This window comes from Paenibacillus sp. 2RAB27 (assembly GCF_052115445.1).
In the GTDB taxonomy this organism is placed as follows: domain Bacteria; phylum Bacillota; class Bacilli; order Paenibacillales; family NBRC-103111; genus Paenibacillus_E.
Map to the genome: position 1 here is coordinate 17,466 of NZ_JBFRGR010000036.1, position 19,198 is coordinate 36,663.

The 19,198-nt window shown below is 47.2% G+C and carries 14 protein-coding genes; 10 read left to right on the plus strand and 4 right to left on the minus strand.

What is annotated here, in order from left to right; genetic code table 11:
• Position 1 precedes the first annotated feature (1 nt).
• The 7 genes from AB4114_RS30010 (at position 2) to AB4114_RS30040 (ending at position 9,820) form a co-directional block, all read left to right on the plus strand.
• Positions 2–1,078, plus strand: coding sequence for a galactose ABC transporter substrate-binding protein (locus AB4114_RS30010; protein ID WP_216626270.1), 1,077 nt, complete (start codon positions 2–4; stop codon positions 1,076–1,078).
• A 149-nt stretch (positions 1,079–1,227) separates the two neighbouring features.
• A complete protein-coding gene (locus AB4114_RS30015; protein ID WP_441991687.1) occupies positions 1,228–2,745 on the plus strand; it encodes a sugar ABC transporter ATP-binding protein in 1,518 nt (505 codons plus the stop codon).
• An 18-nt stretch (positions 2,746–2,763) separates the two neighbouring features.
• Complete coding sequence (gene mglC / locus AB4114_RS30020; protein WP_441991688.1) at positions 2,764–3,795, plus strand: galactose/methyl galactoside ABC transporter permease MglC; 1,032 nt, start codon at positions 2,764–2,766, stop codon at positions 3,793–3,795.
• 83 nt (positions 3,796–3,878) lie between these two features.
• A complete protein-coding gene (locus AB4114_RS30025) occupies positions 3,879–5,612 on the plus strand; it encodes a methyl-accepting chemotaxis protein (RefSeq protein WP_441991689.1) in 1,734 nt (577 codons plus the stop codon).
• Between the two features lie 594 nt (positions 5,613–6,206).
• Positions 6,207–6,947: a hypothetical protein gene (locus tag AB4114_RS30030; RefSeq protein WP_441991715.1), complete on the plus strand. Its 741-nt coding sequence runs from the start codon at positions 6,207–6,209 to the stop codon at positions 6,945–6,947.
• 16 nt (positions 6,948–6,963) lie between these two features.
• Entirely contained in the window at positions 6,964–8,649 is a 1,686-nt protein-coding gene (locus AB4114_RS30035; protein WP_441991690.1) for a VWA domain-containing protein, read from the plus strand.
• A 31-nt stretch (positions 8,650–8,680) separates the two neighbouring features.
• Positions 8,681–9,820: a toxic anion resistance protein gene (locus tag AB4114_RS30040; RefSeq protein ID WP_441991691.1), complete on the plus strand. Its 1,140-nt coding sequence runs from the start codon at positions 8,681–8,683 to the stop codon at positions 9,818–9,820.
• Positions 9,821–10,190: 370 nt separating this feature from the next.
• Here AB4114_RS30040 and AB4114_RS30045 read toward each other — a convergent pair whose 3' ends face one another.
• Genes AB4114_RS30045 through AB4114_RS30060 form a run of 4 tightly spaced genes read right to left on the minus strand, consistent with a single transcriptional unit; the run spans position 10,191 to position 14,118 of the window.
• Positions 10,191–10,655 (minus strand): RidA family protein, encoded by a 465-nt coding sequence (locus tag AB4114_RS30045; protein ID WP_028557558.1) that lies wholly within the window; start codon positions 10,653–10,655, stop codon positions 10,191–10,193.
• Between the two features lie 46 nt (positions 10,656–10,701).
• Positions 10,702–12,306 carry an N-acyl-D-amino-acid deacylase family protein gene (locus tag AB4114_RS30050; protein WP_441991692.1) on the minus strand — a complete coding sequence of 535 codons (1,605 nt, stop codon included), beginning with the start codon at positions 12,304–12,306 and terminating at the stop codon, positions 10,702–10,704.
• A gap of 37 nt (positions 12,307–12,343) precedes the next feature.
• Positions 12,344–13,453: an alanine racemase gene (locus AB4114_RS30055; RefSeq protein ID WP_441991693.1), complete on the minus strand. Its 1,110-nt coding sequence runs from the start codon at positions 13,451–13,453 to the stop codon at positions 12,344–12,346.
• The gene (locus AB4114_RS30060; RefSeq protein ID WP_441991694.1) at positions 13,450–14,118 is read right to left on the minus strand and encodes a helix-turn-helix transcriptional regulator; all 669 of its coding nucleotides are present in this window, start codon (positions 14,116–14,118) and stop codon (positions 13,450–13,452) included. Before AB4114_RS30060 ends, AB4114_RS30055 begins: the two co-directional genes overlap by 4 nt.
• A gap of 202 nt (positions 14,119–14,320) precedes the next feature.
• On the opposite strand from AB4114_RS30060, the gene AB4114_RS30065 reads away from it, so the two are divergent.
• The 3 genes from AB4114_RS30065 (at position 14,321) to AB4114_RS30075 (ending at position 19,146) form a co-directional block, all read left to right on the plus strand.
• On the plus strand, positions 14,321–16,117 hold the full coding sequence (locus tag AB4114_RS30065) for a cache domain-containing sensor histidine kinase (RefSeq protein WP_441991695.1): 1,797 nt from the start codon (positions 14,321–14,323) through the stop codon (positions 16,115–16,117).
• Positions 16,114–17,667, plus strand: a complete 1,554-nt coding sequence (locus tag AB4114_RS30070; protein WP_441991696.1) for a response regulator transcription factor — start codon at positions 16,114–16,116, stop codon at positions 17,665–17,667. Before AB4114_RS30065 ends, AB4114_RS30070 begins: the two co-directional genes overlap by 4 nt.
• A gap of 132 nt (positions 17,668–17,799) precedes the next feature.
• Complete coding sequence (locus AB4114_RS30075) at positions 17,800–19,146, plus strand: extracellular solute-binding protein (protein WP_441991697.1); 1,347 nt, start codon at positions 17,800–17,802, stop codon at positions 19,144–19,146.
• The last annotated feature ends 52 nt before the right edge of the window (positions 19,147–19,198 follow it).

Sequence of the window (19,198 nt, forward strand, 5' to 3'; positions counted from 1 at the left end):
CTTGAAAAAATTACTTACACTTGCCGTAGCAGGCGCTTTGGTTGCAACCGTTGCAGGTTGTGGAAATAAAACAGAAACACCAGCAGCAAGCACAGCCCCAGCAGCTTCCACAGGTGCAGCAGCAACGACAGCTCCAGCAGCTGGTAAAAAACCAACAATCGGTGTAGCGATCTATAAATTTGACGATACGTTCATGTCTGGTGTTCGTGCAGCGATCTCCGACTCGGCGAAAGATAAAGCAACTGTTGATATCGTAGACAGCCAAAACTCCCAACCAACACAAAACGATAAAGTTGACCTTTTCATCACGAAAAAAGTAAATGCACTTGCGATCAACGCAGTTGACCGTACAGCAGCTGGCGTTATCATCGATAAAGCAAAAACAGCGAACATTCCAGTTGTCTTCTTGAACCGTGAGCCACTGGATACGGACATGAAGAAATGGGATAAAGTTTACTACGTAGGCGCTAAAGCTGAGCAATCCGGAACAATGGAAGGCCAACTATTGGTTGACTACTTCAAAGCTCACCCAGAAGCTGACAAGAACAAAGACGGTAAAATCCAATACGTCATGCTTAAAGGMGAACCAGGACACCAAGATGCTGAGCTTCGTACGAAATTCTCTATCCAAGCGATCACGGATTCCGGCATGGGTGTAGAAAAAGTTGCAGAAGATACAGCGATGTGGGATCGCGTTAAAGGTCAAGAGAAAATGGCAGCATTCCTAGCTTCCAGCGAAAGCAAAATCGAAGCTGTTCTTGCGAACAACGATGATATGGCGCTTGGTGCAATCGAAGCTTTGAAAGCAAAAGGCTATTTCAAAGACAACAAATTCCTTCCAGTAGTTGGTGTAGATGCAACAGCTCCAGCTCTACAAGCGCTTAGCGATGGAACGCTTCTAGGTACAGTTCTAAACGATGCGAAAAACCAAGGTGCTGCAACAACAAGCGTAGCAACAGCTCTTGCTAATGGTTTAGTGCCAAGCAAAGAAACAACTGGCTATGATATCACTGACGGTAAATATGTTTGGATTTCCTACAAAAAAATCACAAAAGCGAACATGAACGAAGCGAAGTAATTGTGAGAGTGGGCAAGAGAGGCGATCACTGAGCAATAGTCGCGCTTTTGCCTTCCTTTTTTCAAAACCCGTGCAAAGATAAAGAGAAATAAGCTTCGAATAAAGGCTTCACTTTGTGGGGATTATCGTGAGCTGTAGGGGGAGTTACCATGACTGTACATGACTATTTATTGGAAATGAATCAAATCTCCAAAGAGTTCCCCGGCGTCAAAGCGCTGGATAATGTCACCCTCAAAGTTCGTCCAGGAAGCGTACATGCGCTAATGGGAGAGAACGGTGCGGGTAAATCGACGCTCATGAAATGCTTATTCGGCATTTATAAGCCCGATGGTGGAGAAATTAAGCTGAATGGAGAAGTCGCTTCAATTACGAACTCCAAAGATGCATTAGCGAATGGTATTTCCATGATTCATCAAGAGCTACACCCCGTTCCACATCGCAATGTGATGGAGAACATTTGGTTAGGAAGATTCCCGCTAAAAGGTATCGGACCTTTGAAATTAGTGGACCACAAAAAAATGCGTACAGATACAGAGAGTTTGTTTAAACAACTCCAAATGGACATTAAGCCGGATACACTGGTAGGTACCTTATCGGTATCCAAGGTGCAATCCATTGAAATTGCCAAGGCTGTTTCTTTTAATTCGAAAGTCATTGTTATGGATGAGCCGACTTCCTCCCTTACGGGTAACGAAGTTGAGCAGTTGTTTCGGATCATTCGCGATCTGAAGAGCCGCGGTGTTTCGATCATCTATATTTCACATAAAATGGAAGAGATTCTGGAAATTTCGGACGAAGTAACGATTATGCGTGATGGTACCAAAATTGGTACATGGGCATCTTCCGAACTTACTACAGATATGATCATCTCCAAGATGGTTGGACGTGATTTGAAAGAGCGTTTCCCTGAGCGCAGTAATGTGCCAGAAGGCGTATTGATGAAGGTAGAGGACCTGACTTCGGTGGTTCCTAAATCGTTCAAGAATGTGTCTTTTGAGCTGAAAAAGGGTGAGATTCTCGGTGTCGGCGGCCTTGTAGGGGCACAACGGACGGAGTTGATTGAATCCCTGTTCGGGATGAGAGGTATCGCTTCAGGAAGAATCTCTATTCATGGGAAGCCTGTGAAGCTGAAATCGCCGATGGATGCGATCAAGCAGAAGATTGCTTTGCTGACGGAAGAGCGCCGCGTAACAGGTATTTTCCCTGTGTTATCAGTTTTGGAAAACACGGTCATTGCCAATTTGGGACGATACATGAATCCATTTGGCTTCATTCAGGAAGCGAAACGTAAAGAAGAAGTGAAACAAAGTATCGAAATGCTACGTGTAAAAACGCCGAATATGCATGCGCTGATTAAGAACTTGTCCGGTGGTAATCAACAAAAGGTTTTGCTGGCCAGATGGCTGTTAACAGAACCTGAAGTACTTCTTCTCGATGAACCAACTCGGGGAATTGACGTAGGAGCGAAATTCGAGATTTACTCCATCATTGCTGACCTTGCGAAGCAGGGGAAAAGTATTATCATGATCTCTTCTGAAATGCCCGAGCTTCTTGGGATGTCAGACCGAATTATGGTTATGTGTGAGGGACGTCTTACGGGTATTGTAGAAGGAAATAAAGCAACAGAAGAAGAGATTATGCGCCTTGCTGCACAGCATATGGCATAATGGAGGGGGCCTAGAACCATGACTACCAAAACAGAAACATTGAAATCCAGAGACCTTAGCGGGTTCATTACCAAATACGCTATCTACATCGTACTAGTTGTTCTAGTTATTGGGATCGCGATTTATGATCCACGCTTTTTGTCCGTAAGTATTCTACGTGATATCTTATTGCAATCTTCCACTCGCGTCATTATCGCATTGGGTGCAGCGTTCATTCTTATTACAGGCGGAACGGATTTATCCGCAGGGCGAATCGTTGGTTTATCAGCGGTTATCTCCGCTTCAATGCTCCAAACAGAGGAGTATGGTAGAAGATTTTTCCCAGACTTACCGCAATTGCCAATGATTATTCCGATTTTAATTGCTGTTGTAGCTGGTTTAATCGTGGGTTTAATTAATGGGATAGTCGTTGCGAAGTTCCGAGTCCCCCCATTCATTGCAACATTAGGAACGATGGTAGCTGTTTATGGTGCGAACTCCTTGTATTTCGATATGAAGCCAAACCAATCACAACCAATCGGTGGTTTGAGAGGGGACTTCAGCAGCCTCGGAACGGGAGCCATTGGATCAAGCTCAACTTACTCGATTCCTTATATCGTTATTTTCGCGATTATCGTCTCGGTCATTGTTTGGATCGTATTTAATAAAACAAAGCTTGGAAAATACATGTACGCAATTGGTGGCAACATTCACGCCGCTGTCGTTTCTGGGATTAACGTAAATCGCTACTTGATCTATATTTATGCGATTGCGGGTGCGCTATACGGACTTGCAGGGGTATTGGAAGCAGCAAGGACGGGTGGCGCAACGAATAACTATGGCAACATGTACGAGCTTGATGCGATCGCGGCTTGCGTTGTCGGCGGTGTATCAACTTCAGGTGGTATCGGTACGGTACCAGGCGTGCTTGCAGGGGTATTGATTTTCAGCGTTATCAACTACGGTTTGACGTTTATCGGTATTAGCCCATACTGGCAGTTAATTATCAAAGGTGTGATCATCGTTGCTGCAGTAGCGTTTGATATGCGCAAATATATGAATTCGAAGTAAGTAATGGAGGCTGTCGATATTCTCGGCAGTCTTTTATAATCCAGTTATATGTAAGCGTTTACGAATTGTCGGAGGGATAAAAAATGAGTAATAATCACAACAGGCAGGATTGGAAAAAACGCCTTTTATTTATTTCATTACAAACGAAACTAGTGGGGGCTTTTGTTCTCGTTTCCTTGCTGGTAKGGATCACGAGCGGATTATCTTACATGTATATCAAAAAAGTGGACAACTCCTATACGGAGCTGCTCGATACGAATGTGAGATTACTCCAGGACGTTGCAGAAATAAAAGAAAAAACACAGATGCAAACGAGTTTATTGTTTGGTTATGTGCTGGATCCCACGAAGGACAGGGAAAAGCTTTTAACAGATATGAATGGGAAGCTTTCCTCGATCATTACGAAAATGCAAGATACGGACGGGAACGAGGAGGAACAATCCGCAGTTGGGTCCATGCTGGAGGCGAATCAAACTTTCGCTAGGTTGGTTCAAAAGGTGGTTGCGTACGGTGAAAAGGGTGACGCCTCCTTGGCAAAAGCGGAAGCTATGCAGTGGGCGATTCCAACAACGGAAACATTGACGCAAGCAGCGGCTAAAATCGAAGAACTGGAAGCCGTTATTCAGGCAGATGCTTCTATTCAAAATCATCAGACCGTCTCTGCGACGATCAAGACATTGATTTGGGTGAGTGGAGCGGCTTTAGTATTCGCACTAGTTATAGGTTTCTTGGTCTCGCGTTCAATTGTGGTACCAGTGCGCTCCATGGTGAGAGCGGCAGAGCGAATCGCGAATTGCGATTTATCTGTGGGCGATATTGGGGTGAAAAGCCGCGACGAGCTGCAGGATTTGGCGACAGCTTTCAATCAGATGAAAGGCAATCTACAGGGCTTGATTCGCCAAGTGGGCAGTAGTAGCGAACAGGTTGCTGCGGCTTCGGAAGAGCTTAGTGCGAATTCCAATCAGGTTAGTGAGTTATCGGAGCGGATCACGGGAACGATACAACTCATTTCGCAGGGCACGAATGCACAGGTAGGCAGTGTGCATCAAGGTGTTGCGATCATGGAGGAAATGTCAGCGGCGGTTACGCAGATTGCTAGTGTGACGCAAACAGCGAATAAGCAATCTGTGTTTGCGCAGCAGGAGGCGGGGGAAGGTACTGCGGCGATTGAGACTGCGATGCTGCAAATGAAGGCTATCCATCTGAAGATGGGTGAGTTGGCCGTTTCGGTGGATCGTTTAAGCGCCCGTTCCGAGAAAATCGTCAATGCGAACGCGATGATCGCGGGTATTGCGCGGCAGACGAATATGCTGGCGCTCAATGCTTCGATTGAAGCGGCACGGGCAGGCGCCGCGGGCAAGGGGTTTGCTGTGGTTGCGGAGGAAGTCCGCAAGCTGTCCATGCAGACCGGCGCAGCGGCGGAGGAAGTGGCTGCTCTCGTCACGAGTATTCAGGAGGAGACGAGGGACGTAATGCGCTCCACCGAGGCGGGCAGCCGTGAGGTGGAGACGGGGCTTGAGGTCGTCGGCGAAGCGGGAGCGACGTTTGGGCGCATTCGTTCGGCGATGGACGAGGTCGCTCGTCAGATCGAGGAAGTAGCAGGCTGCTCGGAGGCTATCTCCGAGAAGACGCTCGTCGCTGCCCGCGTTATTCGCGCCATCGACGAGGTGGCGGGGCAGACCGCCGCGGGCGCGAAGAACGTCTCCGCGAACATCGAGGGGCAGTACGCGAGCATGGAGGAGATTGTCTCCTCCGCGACGGTGCTGAGCAGCATGGCTGCGGAGCTGCAGGGGTTGATTGGGCGGTTTCGGGTTTGAGGTGAAAGTTTATCTATATTTTTACATTTGTGGTGTTATAGGAGTAGTTTAATGGCAATGAAGATCACCCCAGAATGACAAGCGTAGTTCATACGCCTGCCATTCTGGGGTTTTTGCATTCACTAGCCTTTACAAGGATTTGAAAGGGAACGTAGATACCTTATTTGGCTGATATCTGATAAAACAAGACCCAAGGGGAACGTAAAGTCACTATTGTGTCAAATTTCGTGAGATATAGTGTTTTTCAAAGAAATAAGAAACTGTAGTTCCCTTTGGATGATGATTTCACCTACTTTTCCGCCAATAGAGCATCCTCGTTCCCTCTTCGTGGAGGACTTATGGGAGAACATCGTTTATTTTTGGCAAGTAGTAAGGGGAGCGCTCTAACGAGCACTATAGTGCTACAAAAGCGATTTACGTTCCGCAACTTTGGTATGGAGAGGAAATACAGTGATTGAACAACAGAAAGCAGATATGTCCTAAATGTCCTGCATATAATCCAATATCAGCATTTTTCGTACGATAACAAACTTACATATGTTTTCTTGTGAATTCGGGGAGTTGAGATTGCGAAGAGAGGAGTTATTCCCTTTGATGGAAGCCGCAAGCAAAATAATGAAGTTATTTGTGATAACGAGTGGGGTCGCCTTGTTTGATATTGTCATGCTATCACCAGGATTTCTAGGCATTGGAATCGGACACAGCGCGTTGCAAACGGCATTCGCCGTATCCATTCTGCTCGCAAGCACCCTAGTATTGCTATTTGGCATCTACAACGTAGTCATGAAGCCGAACGTTCGACTTCCCGTCAAACAGATGAAGAGCCCAGAAGATTTAGAGGGAGCTTTGAAACAATGTAAAGGTGCCAAATCCCTTGCACAAGAAATTGCGCTTGGCTTGCACCAATTGGAGCGAATGCGTAAAAAACAAGAGACCATACGAAGTGTCCTCATCCAAAGGTTTGAACCGAGCGGACTTAGCTTCCAGAAATTTGCTTCTACGACGCAAGAGGTGGAGAAGTTATTTTTTCACAATATACGGAGTATGATAAACCGTCTCCATGTGTTCGATGAAGAGGAGTTTCAAAGTATCTCTAAACAGAATACCAGCCAGTTATCTCCCGAGCTTTTGCAAGAAAAAAGAACCGTGTATAAAGCACATATGTCGTTTGTTAAATCCTCTTTACATATAAATGAAGAAATTTTGCTCAAATTGGATAGGTTGCTGTTAGAAATTTCTCGACTAGATAGCCTGGAGATTGGTGATATCGGGCAAATGCCGGGTATGCAAGAGATTGATGCTTTGATCAAGCAAACACAATTCTACAAACAGTAGAGGTGGTGCTCAAAACATGAATAAAACGAAGTTCTTTTTTATATCGCTTCTTATTGTGATGATTGTATTTATCGGTGTCTATGCGGGCGTTTCCTTCACGGAAAATTTAGGCAAATCCACAAATCAAGTGACAGCGGAGAATGCCACAAAGCAATTGAATAAGATGTACGAGAAGATTTCAGTGGTGAACGGAACGCCAGTGAAAGGACAGATTGATATTAATCCGGCCGATGTCGCTTCCTCTTTGCCTGAGATCTCGAAATTTCCAATTACGGTGAATAATACGACCGATTATTTCGTAGAAATATTCTCCTCGACTGAGAAATCCGGCAGTGGTGTGGATGGTTGGTTAACGGATGTAGCGAATGAATTTAATAAAGCACAGATTGTGGTGAACGGGAAGACGGCCTCTGTGAAAATTCGCAATATTGCTTCTGGTACGGCGACGGACTATATCAAGTCAGGGAAGTATGTGCCAGATGCTTTCACACCTTCGAATGAGTTATGGGGGGAGATGATCAAATCCGGCGGTCCGAAAATACAACTAGTCACCAAAAGTCTGGTAGGCAATGTCCCTGGCATTGTGATTTCGAAGAAAAAATATGATGCCCTCGTTGCCAAATACGGCTCCATCAATGTAAATACAGTAACACAAGCGATCTCTAATAATGAATTTGCTATGGGTTACACGGATCCTTTCGCGAGTTCAACCGGCCTCAATTTTCTCGTAACAGCTTTAAGTACTTGGGATAATAAAAACCCAATCAGTGAGAAGGCCGTTCAAGAATTTGAGAAATTCCAAACGAACGTGCCCTTTATCGCATCGACAACGATTCAAATGCGAGATGCTGCGAAGTCAGGGATGCTGGATGGCTTCGTTCTGGAATACCAGACATTCCAGAATGCGCCGGAGCTTACGAATGACTATGTGTTTACACCTTTTGGATATAGACACGATAGCCCACTCTATGCGCTTGGTGATCTGCCGATCGTGAAGCTTGATGTGCTTAAGCGATTTGCTGAATTTGTTACACAGGCGAAATATCAACAAACAGCCAAGGAGAAAGGGTTTAATGGGCTAGAAAATTACAAGAGTGAGCTCCCTGCGATAGATGGAAATACACTTTCTACTGCACAAAAGGTTTGGAAAGAAAAGAAGAATGGCAGCAAGCCTCTAGCAGCTGTTTTTGTGACGGATGTGTCTGGCAGCATGGACGGTAAACCCATTAGTCGATTGAAAGAGTCTCTGCTCAAAGGCCAAAAATACCTGGGTAAAGAAAATAGAATTGGTCTTGTGTCCTATTCGAACGGGGTGACGATCAATCTCCCCATTGCCAAGTACGATACAAATCAGCAATCGCTGTTTGTCGGTACCGTAGGTACGCTCCAAGCAGGGGGAGGAACAGCGACGTTTGATGCCATTGCCGTTGCCATGAAAATGCTGCAAGACTATATGGCAGGGGATCCGAATGTGAAACCGATCATCTTCGTATTGAGTGATGGGGAAACCAATGCAGGACATTCCTTGAAGGACATTCGAGGATTGATCGAGACGTTGCAGATTCCCATCTATACGATTGGTTATAACGCGGATATTCAGGCGCTTCAGAGTATCTCGAGTATCAATGAAGCGGCGAGCATTAATGCGGACACGGATGATGTTGTTTATAAAATAAGTAATTTGCTTAACGTCCAGATGTAGGGTTAACTTACCGTTCAAAGGGGGAGCTACGATGTCATTTTCGATGGAAATTGCTGGCGACGAGGTGCTTAAAGCCGTTGTAGAGGAACAAGTGAAGCCTGTTCCTGAGGAAGTTGTGAAGCTGAAAGCACAAGCAGAACAGAATGTGCAGACGATCATGGAGATCGATCTCGATTCATTGGAGAAGAGAAAAAATATTTTGGCAGCGGTAGAAAACTTCGGTATTGAGACGATGCGAGCATCCTCACAGAAAAATGCTTTACTCCAAGTAACGATAGGGCAGCTTTCGAGGGCCGGTGACGAGGGAGGAATCGTTGCCAAAGGATTAGGGGAGCTGCAACTCCAAATGAAGGACCTCGATCCTAGTGGGATCGACTTCGTCAAACGCGGGTTTCTGGGGAAGTTTTTTAACCCACTGCGCTCCTACTTCCATCAGTTTGATAAAGCGGACATGGTCATTGCCGAAATTATCGAAACGCTGAATAAAGGGAAATTAGGGTTGAAGGATGACAATACGACACTTCTTCTCGAACAGCATGCACTGCGTGATCTTACCAAAAAACTTCGTAAAGAGATCCAGCTAGTTTCCTATATGGATGAAACGATTGAAGCTCAAATCGCGCTAGCTAAAGCCCGAAATGATGAACCAGAGAAGATTCAGTTCATAACCGAAGAGGTGCTTTTTCCACTTCGTCAGAGAACGCTCGATATGCAAGCGATGATGGCGGTCAATCAACAAGGATTTATTACCTTCGAGGTTGTTATTCGGAATAATAAGGAGCTTATCCGTGGGGTAGATCGTGCAAGTACGGTCACGGTAGCGGCTTTGCGCGTCGCGGTTACGGCGGCAAGTGCGCTAGCCAATCAGCGAGTGGTACTGAAACAACTTAATGCTTTGTACAATACAACGAATACGTTCATTGAACATACGGGGCAAATGTTGAAGCAGCAAGGTGTGGATATTCAAAAAGGCGCCATTGAGGCAAGTATTTCAGCAGATTCGCTCAAAAAAGCATTCGCTGACAGCTTTGAAGCCCTGCAGGCGATCAGTACCTATAAGCAAGAAGCGCTTCCGAAAATGCGTGAAACAATTACCCAATTCCGTGAGCTGGCTGAAACGGGAGAGAAGCAGATTCTGCGGCTGGAAAGAGGCGCGGCTGTGGGGTTATAAGGGAAAGGAACCTTGGACTTGTTAGTCTGAGGTTCCTTTTTTGTCGTTCAAATATAGAATTTATAAGTTTCACATCATAATTTGGCTATATTTCTCCATAAACGCTTCCGTCCTTGAAGGACGGCGTAGCCGTTTATTTTGGGTGCTGGTAATGGATAACTGGATTTCATGTAGTTAAATCTTTAATAATCGACTTTAAATACTAAATAACTGGATTTCCTGCAGCTAAATATAAGGAATTTATCGAATTCGGGCAAACAGGGATAAATTAACTACCTATTTTCCATTTAAACTGAGATTTTGGGGAGTTGCCTCCAGAATAGCTGTACGTTTTCCAGTTAATTGGGATTATTCGTCAACCGCTCGATTCCTAGTCGCGAATCTCCACAATCAACTCAATTTCCACAGGCGTGTGGAAAGGAAGATCGCTCGTGCCGATCGCGGAACGGGCATGTTTGCCGTTTTCACCAAAGATCTCAACAAGCAGGTTGGATGCACCGTTGATCACATACGGCTGGTCGCCAAAGCCGGACTCGCTGTTGACGAAGCCGAGCATTTTGACGATTTTGACGACACGATCCAAATCGCCTAAATAGCCTTTCATAACCGCTAAGCAGTTGATAATCGTCTGACGAGCTGCCTCTTGGCCTTGCTCAATCGTGACTTCACGGCCGAGTTTTCCTTCATACATGAGCTCACCGTTAATCCGACAATCTTGGCCGGACAAGTAGATTAAGTTACCTGTTTGATTGCATGGAATATATGTGAAACGCGGTTCTGGGGAAGGGGGAAGCGTGATACCAAGCTCTTGCAAACGTTGTTCAATAACGGACATGTGAATGACCTCCAAGTCAAAGTTAGGTTTAGGTTATATAAGAAAATTAGTGCTTGCAGCAATGCTGTGCGCGAATGAAGCTGCCTTCTCGCGCATGCGTGTGTTGACCGCCGGTCAACGATAATGCGCCATTCACGACAACATGCGTGATACCATCCGGATACTGCCTCGGATTCTCGAACGTCGCATGATCCTGAATGGTATCCGGATTGAACACCGCTACATCGGCGATGTAGCCAGGAACAATCAGCCCCCGCTTGCCCAGCTTGAAGCGCTGAACAGGGAACGATGTCACTTTGCGCACCGCCTGCTCCAGGGTCAAAATACGATTCTCGCGGACATACTTCGCAAATACCCGAGGGAACGTCCCATATAAGCGTGGATGCGGCTTCCCGGTATCACAAGTGAGACTATCGGATGCGATGAGCGATTTATCGTAAGCAACAACTTGCTTCACATCTTCGTCAGACATATGGAAGTAGACGATAGAGATTCGGCCTTCTTCTTCCAAAAGAAGATCCATCATACAATCCGCTGGCTCCTGCCCGCGGATTTCGCTGATCTCGGCAAGGTGCTTGCCTTCGAGGTGGCGATTGCGTTCCGTGTGCATGGCGGAAAGGAACACACTTTGCCAGCCTGTGGAACAAACCAAGTTGTCCCACGTCGTCTGTTCGTGACTCAATTCTTCGCGAATATGAGCACGAAGCGAAGGATCACGCAGCACTTCAAGCGCACTTTCGATGCCGCCTTCGAGAACCCAAGGGGGAAGAATCGTCGTTAATGAAGTCGAGCCAGCATTATACGGATACACATCACAAGTGACGTCCATGCCACGAGAGCGTGCATCTTCAATGAGCTCCAGCGCATCGGTAATTTGCCCCCAATTGCGTTTGCCGGCTGCTTTGAGGTGAGAGATGTGCAGGGAAACGCCAGCTTTCTCGGCAATCCAGATGACTTCCTTCACAGAAGGCAACAAATTGTTGCCTTCACCACGAATATGTGTGGAAAAAAGACCGTTATACTTCGGTAATACGGAGCATAACTCGGCAATTTCTTCTTTACTCGTGTAGCTGCCTGGCGCATAGAGCAGCCCGATGGAGAAGCCAATTGCGCCGGCCCGCAGGCCATCTTCGAGCATAGCCTTCATCTGTGCGATTTCTGGCTGGGTTGCTGGCCGATTGGCGAAGCCCATCACCGCGATACGCAGTGCGCCATGCGCCACATAGGTAGCCATATGCTCAGATGGACGCGAGTTCGCGACGGCGTCCATATATTCGGCAACCGTTTCCCATGGCCATTGCCATTTGGTTTGACCTAACACCGGCTGCACATAGCTTTGGAGAAGCTCAGCTTGGGAAGGGACGAAGGGAGCGGGAGCGAGCCCGCAGTTGCCGACGACTTCGGCCGTAACGCCTTGACGCATTTTGATTTCACTATGTGGATAATCGAAGATCATCAGATCGGAGTGGCAATGGCCATCAATAAAGCCAGGTGAGATGACTTGCTTATTGACATCGATGACCTTCAAAGCATCCTCATGAAGCTGACCAACAGCGACGATTTTGTTGCCTTGGATGCCAACATCGCCAGCAAACCAAGGATTACCAGTTCCGTCGACAATGCGTCCGTTTTTCAAAATAAGATCCAACATGATGGGGCACCTCCCAAATGTATTCCAGCAATTTCAGCTATTCCAGCATGCCTCGTGCAAGCACAGGCACGCGTTCAAATGTGTCACCGCGTTGCATCACAACATGATTGTGCAGGTTAACCGTACTGCAAATATGATTCGGAATAATGCGCAGCTGGTCGCCGACTTTCAGGTCAGCGGCTTGTGCCAGAGGGCCAAGCTCGACCATGCCATGCTCTTCGGTCATCCGAACGAGAAGCGCATCTTCCAAGCCATGAATATGGCCGAAACCGCGCAGCTGCAAGGGATGCGTGCCTGGCTGCACATCGGTTGCGAAGGTTTTGCTGCCGCCGTCGACGATCGCCAGATCAGCCGAAGGCCGGCTCACGACGGTGACCAGCACGCTGCCGGCGCAGTCTTCAAGCTCGCAGACGCCAAGCTGCGCCTGCATCCGGTCTTGATAGACGTAGGTGCCGGGACGGACCTCCGTCACCCCTTCGACAGCCGCGGCATACAAAGCCGTCGGCGTCGAGCCCACGCTGACATCCGCGATGGCGATGCCCGCGGCTCTAAGGCGTTCAGCCAGCTGTACCATCAGCTGGCCTTCTTCTAGGCCGGCGGCCGCCACATCGAGCGTGGGCTTGCCGCCCAGCAAGGCGCCGCGGAAAGTGTAGATGCCGGTCAACCGCAAATGCGGCATGCCCGCAATCTCCGCTGCTAGCGCGGCGGCTGCCTCGTAAGGCACACCGGTTCTGCGCAGCCCGGTGTCAATCTCTAACCGAACCTGCAGCGTATGTCCCAGTTTGGCCGCGGTCTGCTCCATCAGCTGGGCACCAGCCAAGCTGTCGACCCCAACAATAAGCTCGATCTGCTCGCTGATGCGAATAGCTCGTTCAATCTTGCTCACCGTCACGAGGGGATAGGCGATGAAAATATTGCGAATCCCATGCGCCGCCATCACTTCGGCTTCAGAGACTTTGGCGACGGTAATGCCTACGGCGCCAGCATCAATTTGAAGCTGAGCGACCGATGGGAGCTTGTGCGTCTTGGCATGCGGTCGTAATTTCACACTGCGATGTTGCTCGACTTGGTCAGCCATGATCGCAATATTTCGTGCCAAGATGTCCGTATCAATGATCAAGCAAGGCGTTTCTAAGGAGATCGTCATAGGGATGCACTCTCACTCTCTTTGGCATTACTTTTGCCCTCTTCCAGATGGCTGTATAGGGTGTATTTGGAGATGTTGAGATAGGTGCAAATTTTCTCGCCGCCTTTTTTAATCAGGAAAGCACCTTTGGCATCGAGAAGTTGAATCATTCGCATCTTATCTTCTTTGGTCATAACGGCAACAGGCTTGTCGATGACTTCCTGCGCTTCTTGAATGAGTGCATCCAGCAGATCACTAACACTCGTGACGAACGATTCCCTCACCTCGGATTGCTCACCAGCGGGGTTTATGAGGTTTTTCAGTGTTTTCTCAGCGACCATGAGATCCGTGATGTCCATGTTAATGCAGAGGGAACCGATGATTTTGCCCCCTTTATTCTTCATATACATCGAGCTCGAGCGCAGAATGCGGCCGTCCTTCGTTTGGGTCAAATAGTTAAATTTGTTGCCGTTTACATGATTGCCTCGCAACAGCTCAAGACCAAGATTCGTGCCGGGATCCCCGACTTTGCGTCCTGTGATGTGACCGTTTGCAATGGCAACGATGGAGCTTTCGTATGACCCCGTCAAATCATGCAGCACAACCTCGCAATTCTCACCGAATTGAGCGGCAAGGCCTGTCACCAAATCGGTCAAAAAAACGAATTCATCCTGAATGGATTCCATACCGGTTATCCCCCTAACAGCTTGTAGGTTATTCTGAGCAAAATGGTAACACAAACTTTTCGAATGTCAAACAAAAAGTTTGTTAGACTAAAAAAAAGTATGATTTTCCAGTGTTGCTCGTGATACTATGGTAAAAAGATCAAGGTATGTGGAATGCTAAGTGTTGCCAGAAGATGGATCGCTAGATGAATGGAGGTCTCCTATGAAGCGGTGGTTTGCTAAATCACTCAATCGCAAGCTCTCATTGCTTATTTTATTTGCTGTTGTACTGCCTTTACTTACGATGGGAACGGTCTCCTATCGGATTGCAACCTCGGTGACGGAGGATAAAGCGAAGCAAGCAGGGATGAATACCCTGAAGCAGATGACCGATAAGCTTGATTTTGTTATTCAGGACGTCGAGAACATGTCGATCTTTCTGATCGGTCAGCGGGATGTCCAATCCTATTTAGGCAAGGAAGAAAGCGATATCAATCTTTATTCGCAGCTTGTCGGGACCTTATGGAACTTATCCTATTCCAAAAAGTATATTGCCAACATTACGATTATTCCGAAAAACAGCAATCCTGCGTTATTTACGACGACGATAACGAATTCAGGCTTGGCACCACTTTTGCAACAGTACGAAACAACGAATAAATCGGCTCCCAAATGGTGGTCACCGCTCTATGACATTCAAACCTCCGACGGTTTACGCAAGGTTATTTCACTGGTCAGACCGATTCGGGATTTCAGTCTGTTCAAAACATTGGGGACTTTATCCTTTTCCTTAGATCAATCAGAGATTGAACATTATTTGACGGAAGCGGGCTGGGAATCAAGTGGATTTGTTGTGCTGGTAGATGCGAATAATCGTATTATTGCTGGCAATGATCCGAAGTGGTTGATGAGGGATATGTCCGACGTATTCCCCAATCTGCATGGACTTACAGAAACAAGCGGCGTGTCGAATGTGCTGCAAGGGATGCATCCTTATACGGTTCTCTATAATGGACTTCCACGCGTGGGTTGGAAATTAGTAGGGTTCATTCCGACCAATATTTATCAAAAGCAAAATGGCTTCGTTCTGACGGTAACAGCCGTAACCATTATCATTGCGCTCTTACTGGCGATGGCGCTAGTTATTTATTTCTTGCGCTGGGTAACGAATCCGCTGATGAAGTTGACCAAATATTTAAAGGATCTGAATCCAGATGAGACGATTCCTACGTTTGAAGTGAAAAGCGTAGATGAGGTTGGGTTGCTCGTTCATAGCTACAATAAGCTCAGCGACCGAATTAGCCGTCTGAAGATTCAAGTTCAGCTCAACGAAGCGATGAAGAAGGAGGCGGATATTATGGCGCTGCAAGCACAGATTAATCCGCATTTTTTATATAACACCTTGTCGTCTATTCACTGGATTGCCTTGATGAACAAGGATCGACAAATTGCTGAGATGGTCGGTGCGCTCAGTGATTTCTTGCGTTTTAGCTTAAATAAAGGGGAGGAATTCTGTGTTGTTCAGCAAGAGGTTTCTCATGCACAGAACTACGCCTATATTCAGGCGATTCGGTTCCCGGAGCAATTCGAGATTGAGTTTTTTATCGACCCCGCTATGACGCAAAAAGTGATGTTGAAGCTGCTGCTGCAACCCTTGATTGAAAATAGCCTGATTCACGGCATTCAGAAGAAAAAAACCAAAGGACACATTTATGTGCACGGCGAGCTGCGTGAGCATGATATGAAATTTGTGGTGGAGGATACGGGAATTGGGATGGATGAAGCGAAGCTGAGAGATATTCATGGTCAACTGGCTTTGGCCAATCAGAAGCTCGGGATTCGCAGTGAAGCGGATGAAGAGAGGAAAAAGGTTGTGACCAGTTATGGGCTCATTAATGTGCATCGCAGGTTGCTGTTGCATTATGGGGCAGGGGCAGGCCTTGTTCTGGAAAGTACACCGGGATCAGGTACTCGAATTACATTCCTAATTCCGCGCGAGAGAGGGGAGTCGTCGGTATGAGAATTTTGATCGTGGATGACGAAGTTATTATTCGGACCGGTTTATGTACCGTGATTGATTGGAAAGAGCTTGGGTTGGAGCTGCTGCCTGCGGCTTCGTCAGCGGAAGAGGCTCTGGAGCGCATTCCGCAGGAGAAGCCGCATATTGTTTTGACGGATATTCGGATGTCAGGGATGGACGGTATTGAACTTGCCCGGGAAATAAAGCTAATTCTACCGGATACGGAGATTGTTATTCTCACGGGATATGATGATTTCAACTATGCGCAGCAGGCTTTGCGTGGCGGGGTAACGGATTATTTGCTGAAAACCAGCCGGCCGGAGGAAATCATCAAAGCGGCGCTGAAAGCGAAGCAGAACATCATGGATAAATGGGAGTCGATGAAGCAGGACAATCGTAGACAGGCCGCGCTGCGCTCACAATTGCTAGAAAGAGCTCTGAATCGTGGCTTGCACGATGATGATGAGGCGCGAGCTCAGCTTCACCAGTGGTTTCTCAAAAATAGTGTCGATACCGCAGTGGATGATGGCGCGGGGATTGCAAGGCAAGTGCTTCTCGTTTCCTGTTCGGGTTGGGTAACGTTTGCTGATCTGCTGCAAGGAGCCGCAGAGAATATGTTGTACGAGCTTCTCCCTTGTGTGACGCTGATGAATAAGGATCATTTCGTACTTGTCGTCCGATATGAAGTTGGTTTAACGGATGCCGCGGGGCTGCGTAAGGCGCTCCAACGTGTCACTGAAACACTGAAATGTGCCGTTTTCGCTGCGCTTGGACCCGTTGCGCACGATGATGAGGGACTGCGTGAGTCCTATCGCGCTGCCAAGGAAGTTTTCGACTATCAGGGTCTGTTGGGCTCAACTGGCCTTTACACGCCCCAAGATATTCGGGATCGAAGCGGGAGCCGCACGGTGTGCACGGAGAAAGAGGAGTCGGAGCTTGCAGCTATTCTCATGAATGATAATGCGACGGACCTCAGACACTGGGTCAATCACAAGGTTCGCACACAACTGGAGGATACCGCGGCTACACCGCTTTCTGTTCAAGGGTACATACAGTCTCTTGTAGTAGCTGGTCATCGCTGGTTAGAGAGAGCTAGTACGGCAGAGCAAGATCTGACGGCACTAAGCGCGCTATCTAAGCTAGAGGGGGGAGGCCGTCCTGAAGAGGAAGTATTCAAGGTGTTGTCAGCGCTCATGAATATCTTCCATCAGGGACTCGATCAGAATAAGTATGCGTACATCCATAAGGCGATTGCGTACATTCGGGACAATTTGCATCAGCCTATTTCGCTCCAGCAAGTTGCAGGTTTTGTTCATATCAATCCCAATCATTTCAGTGAGGTGTTTAAGCGGGAGACCGGCTGCACCTATATCGAGTTTGTTACACGGGAACGGATGAAATTAGCCACAGATATTGTGCAAAGTACGCAAATGAAAGTGAGTGATATTGCTAGACGAGTGGGTTATGAGGATATCAAATACTTTACGCAACAGTTCAAAAAGTATACGGGAAGAACACCATCCGAATTTCGACAAAGTGGCAAAGACTGAAAAATGTCCCCCTTCGGGCCGAAGTCTCTCCCGTACCAGGGCAGAGAAATGTCCCCTATACTAAAGGAGTAACGAAGAGCGCTCGCAAGTAATGGAGCTAGTTGCTACGAAACTTTTAGGAGGTCCGAACGAATGAAAAAGTCATTTATCGTTACACTGGCGGCTGCGATGTCACTTTCGTTGATAGCAGGTTGTGGGTCGAATGGAACTACAGATGGGGCGAAGGAAAGCACGGCACCAGCTAAAACAGAGACAGCGAAGCCTGGTGAGAAAGTGAAGCTATCGATCTGGCACAACTATACAGGCGAAGATACACGTGCCAAAACGATGCGTGAATATATGGAAAAATTCAAGAAGGACCATCCGAACGTGGAGTTGGATATTCAGGGGATACCACCCGATGGCTATCGTCCTCGCCTGAAAACCGTAGCAGCAGCGAATGAAATGCCGGATCTGTTCGTGATGTGGCCAGGTGTCATGACGAAGGAGTTCGTCGGCGGCGATTTGATCCAACCGATCAATGAGCTTCTGGATAGCAAGGCAGAGTGGAAAGGCAACTTTATGCCAGGTTCCTTCGATGATTTCACCATTTCTGGCAAAACATACGCAGCACCTATGGCCTTATCGCCAACATCCATTCTTTATTACAACAAAGAAATCTTCAACAAATATAACGTACAGCCACCGAAAACGTGGGACGACATGATGAAGCTAGTAGATACGTTCAAAAAGAATAACGTAACACCAATCGCGCTTGGTAACAAAGCAGCTTGGGTTGCACAATCGAGTATCCTAAGCTCATTAGCTGACCGCGTGACAGGAACAGAATGGTTCTTGAAGGCTGTTGATCAAAATGGTGCGAAGTTTACGGATCCTGAATTTGTTCAATCCTTGACGTACTTACAACAGCTTGGTAAAGCCGGGGCTTTCCAAGAAGGATTCAACAGCATTGATAACACACAAATGGAACAAATGTTTGCACAAGGAAAAGCGGCGATGATGATCGATGGTGGCTGGGCATTGCCGAACCTAGCAGCTAGCGCTTCCAAAGAAGCATTGGCGAACATGGCTGTTACCGTGTTACCTTCCGTACCGAATGGTAAGGGAGATCCGAACACACTATCCGGTGTTGTTGGAACAGGGTTAGGTATGAGCAAAAAAGTAACTGGTGCACAGAAAGCAGCTGCTTACGAATTGATCTATGCATTGTCTGGTCCAGAAGCACAGAAAGCCATCTTAGAAGGCAATCAGCTTGTTAGTTACAAGGTAGCTTTGGATACAAGCAAAGTAACATCTCTATTTGCAGAGGTTTACAAAATGATGGGCACCGTGAAAATGACGCCTGTTTATGACGGCAGACTGAGCTCATCCAGCGCAGATGTGGTAAACAATGGACTTCAAGAGCTTCTGATGGGCGGCAAGCCAGAGGATATTGCGAAGAAAGTGCAAGATGCGCAAGCGAAAGCTATCGGTAAATAAGGTTAGGCCAAAGGACTCCAGCCTCAGCTCGGCTGGAGCCTTTTTTCCAAAA

Excerpts from the sequence above, each read along its gene's own strand:
- AB4114_RS30060 (WP_441991694.1), bottom strand. The coding sequence starts at position 14,118 with ATGGAATCCATTCAGGATGAATTCGTTTTTTTGACCGATTTGGTGACA.
- AB4114_RS30045 (WP_028557558.1), bottom strand. The coding sequence starts at position 10,655 with ATGTCCGTTATTGAACAACGTTTGCAAGAGCTTGGTATCACGCTTCCC.
- AB4114_RS30030 (WP_441991715.1), top strand. The coding sequence starts at position 6,207 with ATGGAAGCCGCAAGCAAAATAATGAAGTTATTTGTGATAACGAGTGGG.
- AB4114_RS30065 (WP_441991695.1), top strand. The coding sequence starts at position 14,321 with ATGAAGCGGTGGTTTGCTAAATCACTCAATCGCAAGCTCTCATTGCTT.
- AB4114_RS30040 (WP_441991691.1), top strand. The coding sequence starts at position 8,681 with ATGTCATTTTCGATGGAAATTGCTGGCGACGAGGTGCTTAAAGCCGTT.
- AB4114_RS30050 (WP_441991692.1), bottom strand. The coding sequence starts at position 12,306 with ATGTTGGATCTTATTTTGAAAAACGGACGCATTGTCGACGGAACTGGT.
- mglC (WP_441991688.1), top strand. The coding sequence starts at position 2,764 with ATGACTACCAAAACAGAAACATTGAAATCCAGAGACCTTAGCGGGTTC.
- AB4114_RS30055 (WP_441991693.1), bottom strand. The coding sequence starts at position 13,453 with ATGACGATCTCCTTAGAAACGCCTTGCTTGATCATTGATACGGACATC.
- AB4114_RS30070 (WP_441991696.1), top strand. The coding sequence starts at position 16,114 with ATGAGAATTTTGATCGTGGATGACGAAGTTATTATTCGGACCGGTTTA.
- AB4114_RS30015 (WP_441991687.1), top strand. The coding sequence starts at position 1,228 with ATGACTGTACATGACTATTTATTGGAAATGAATCAAATCTCCAAAGAG.
- AB4114_RS30075 (WP_441991697.1), top strand. The coding sequence starts at position 17,800 with ATGAAAAAGTCATTTATCGTTACACTGGCGGCTGCGATGTCACTTTCG.
- AB4114_RS30035 (WP_441991690.1), top strand. The coding sequence starts at position 6,964 with ATGAATAAAACGAAGTTCTTTTTTATATCGCTTCTTATTGTGATGATT.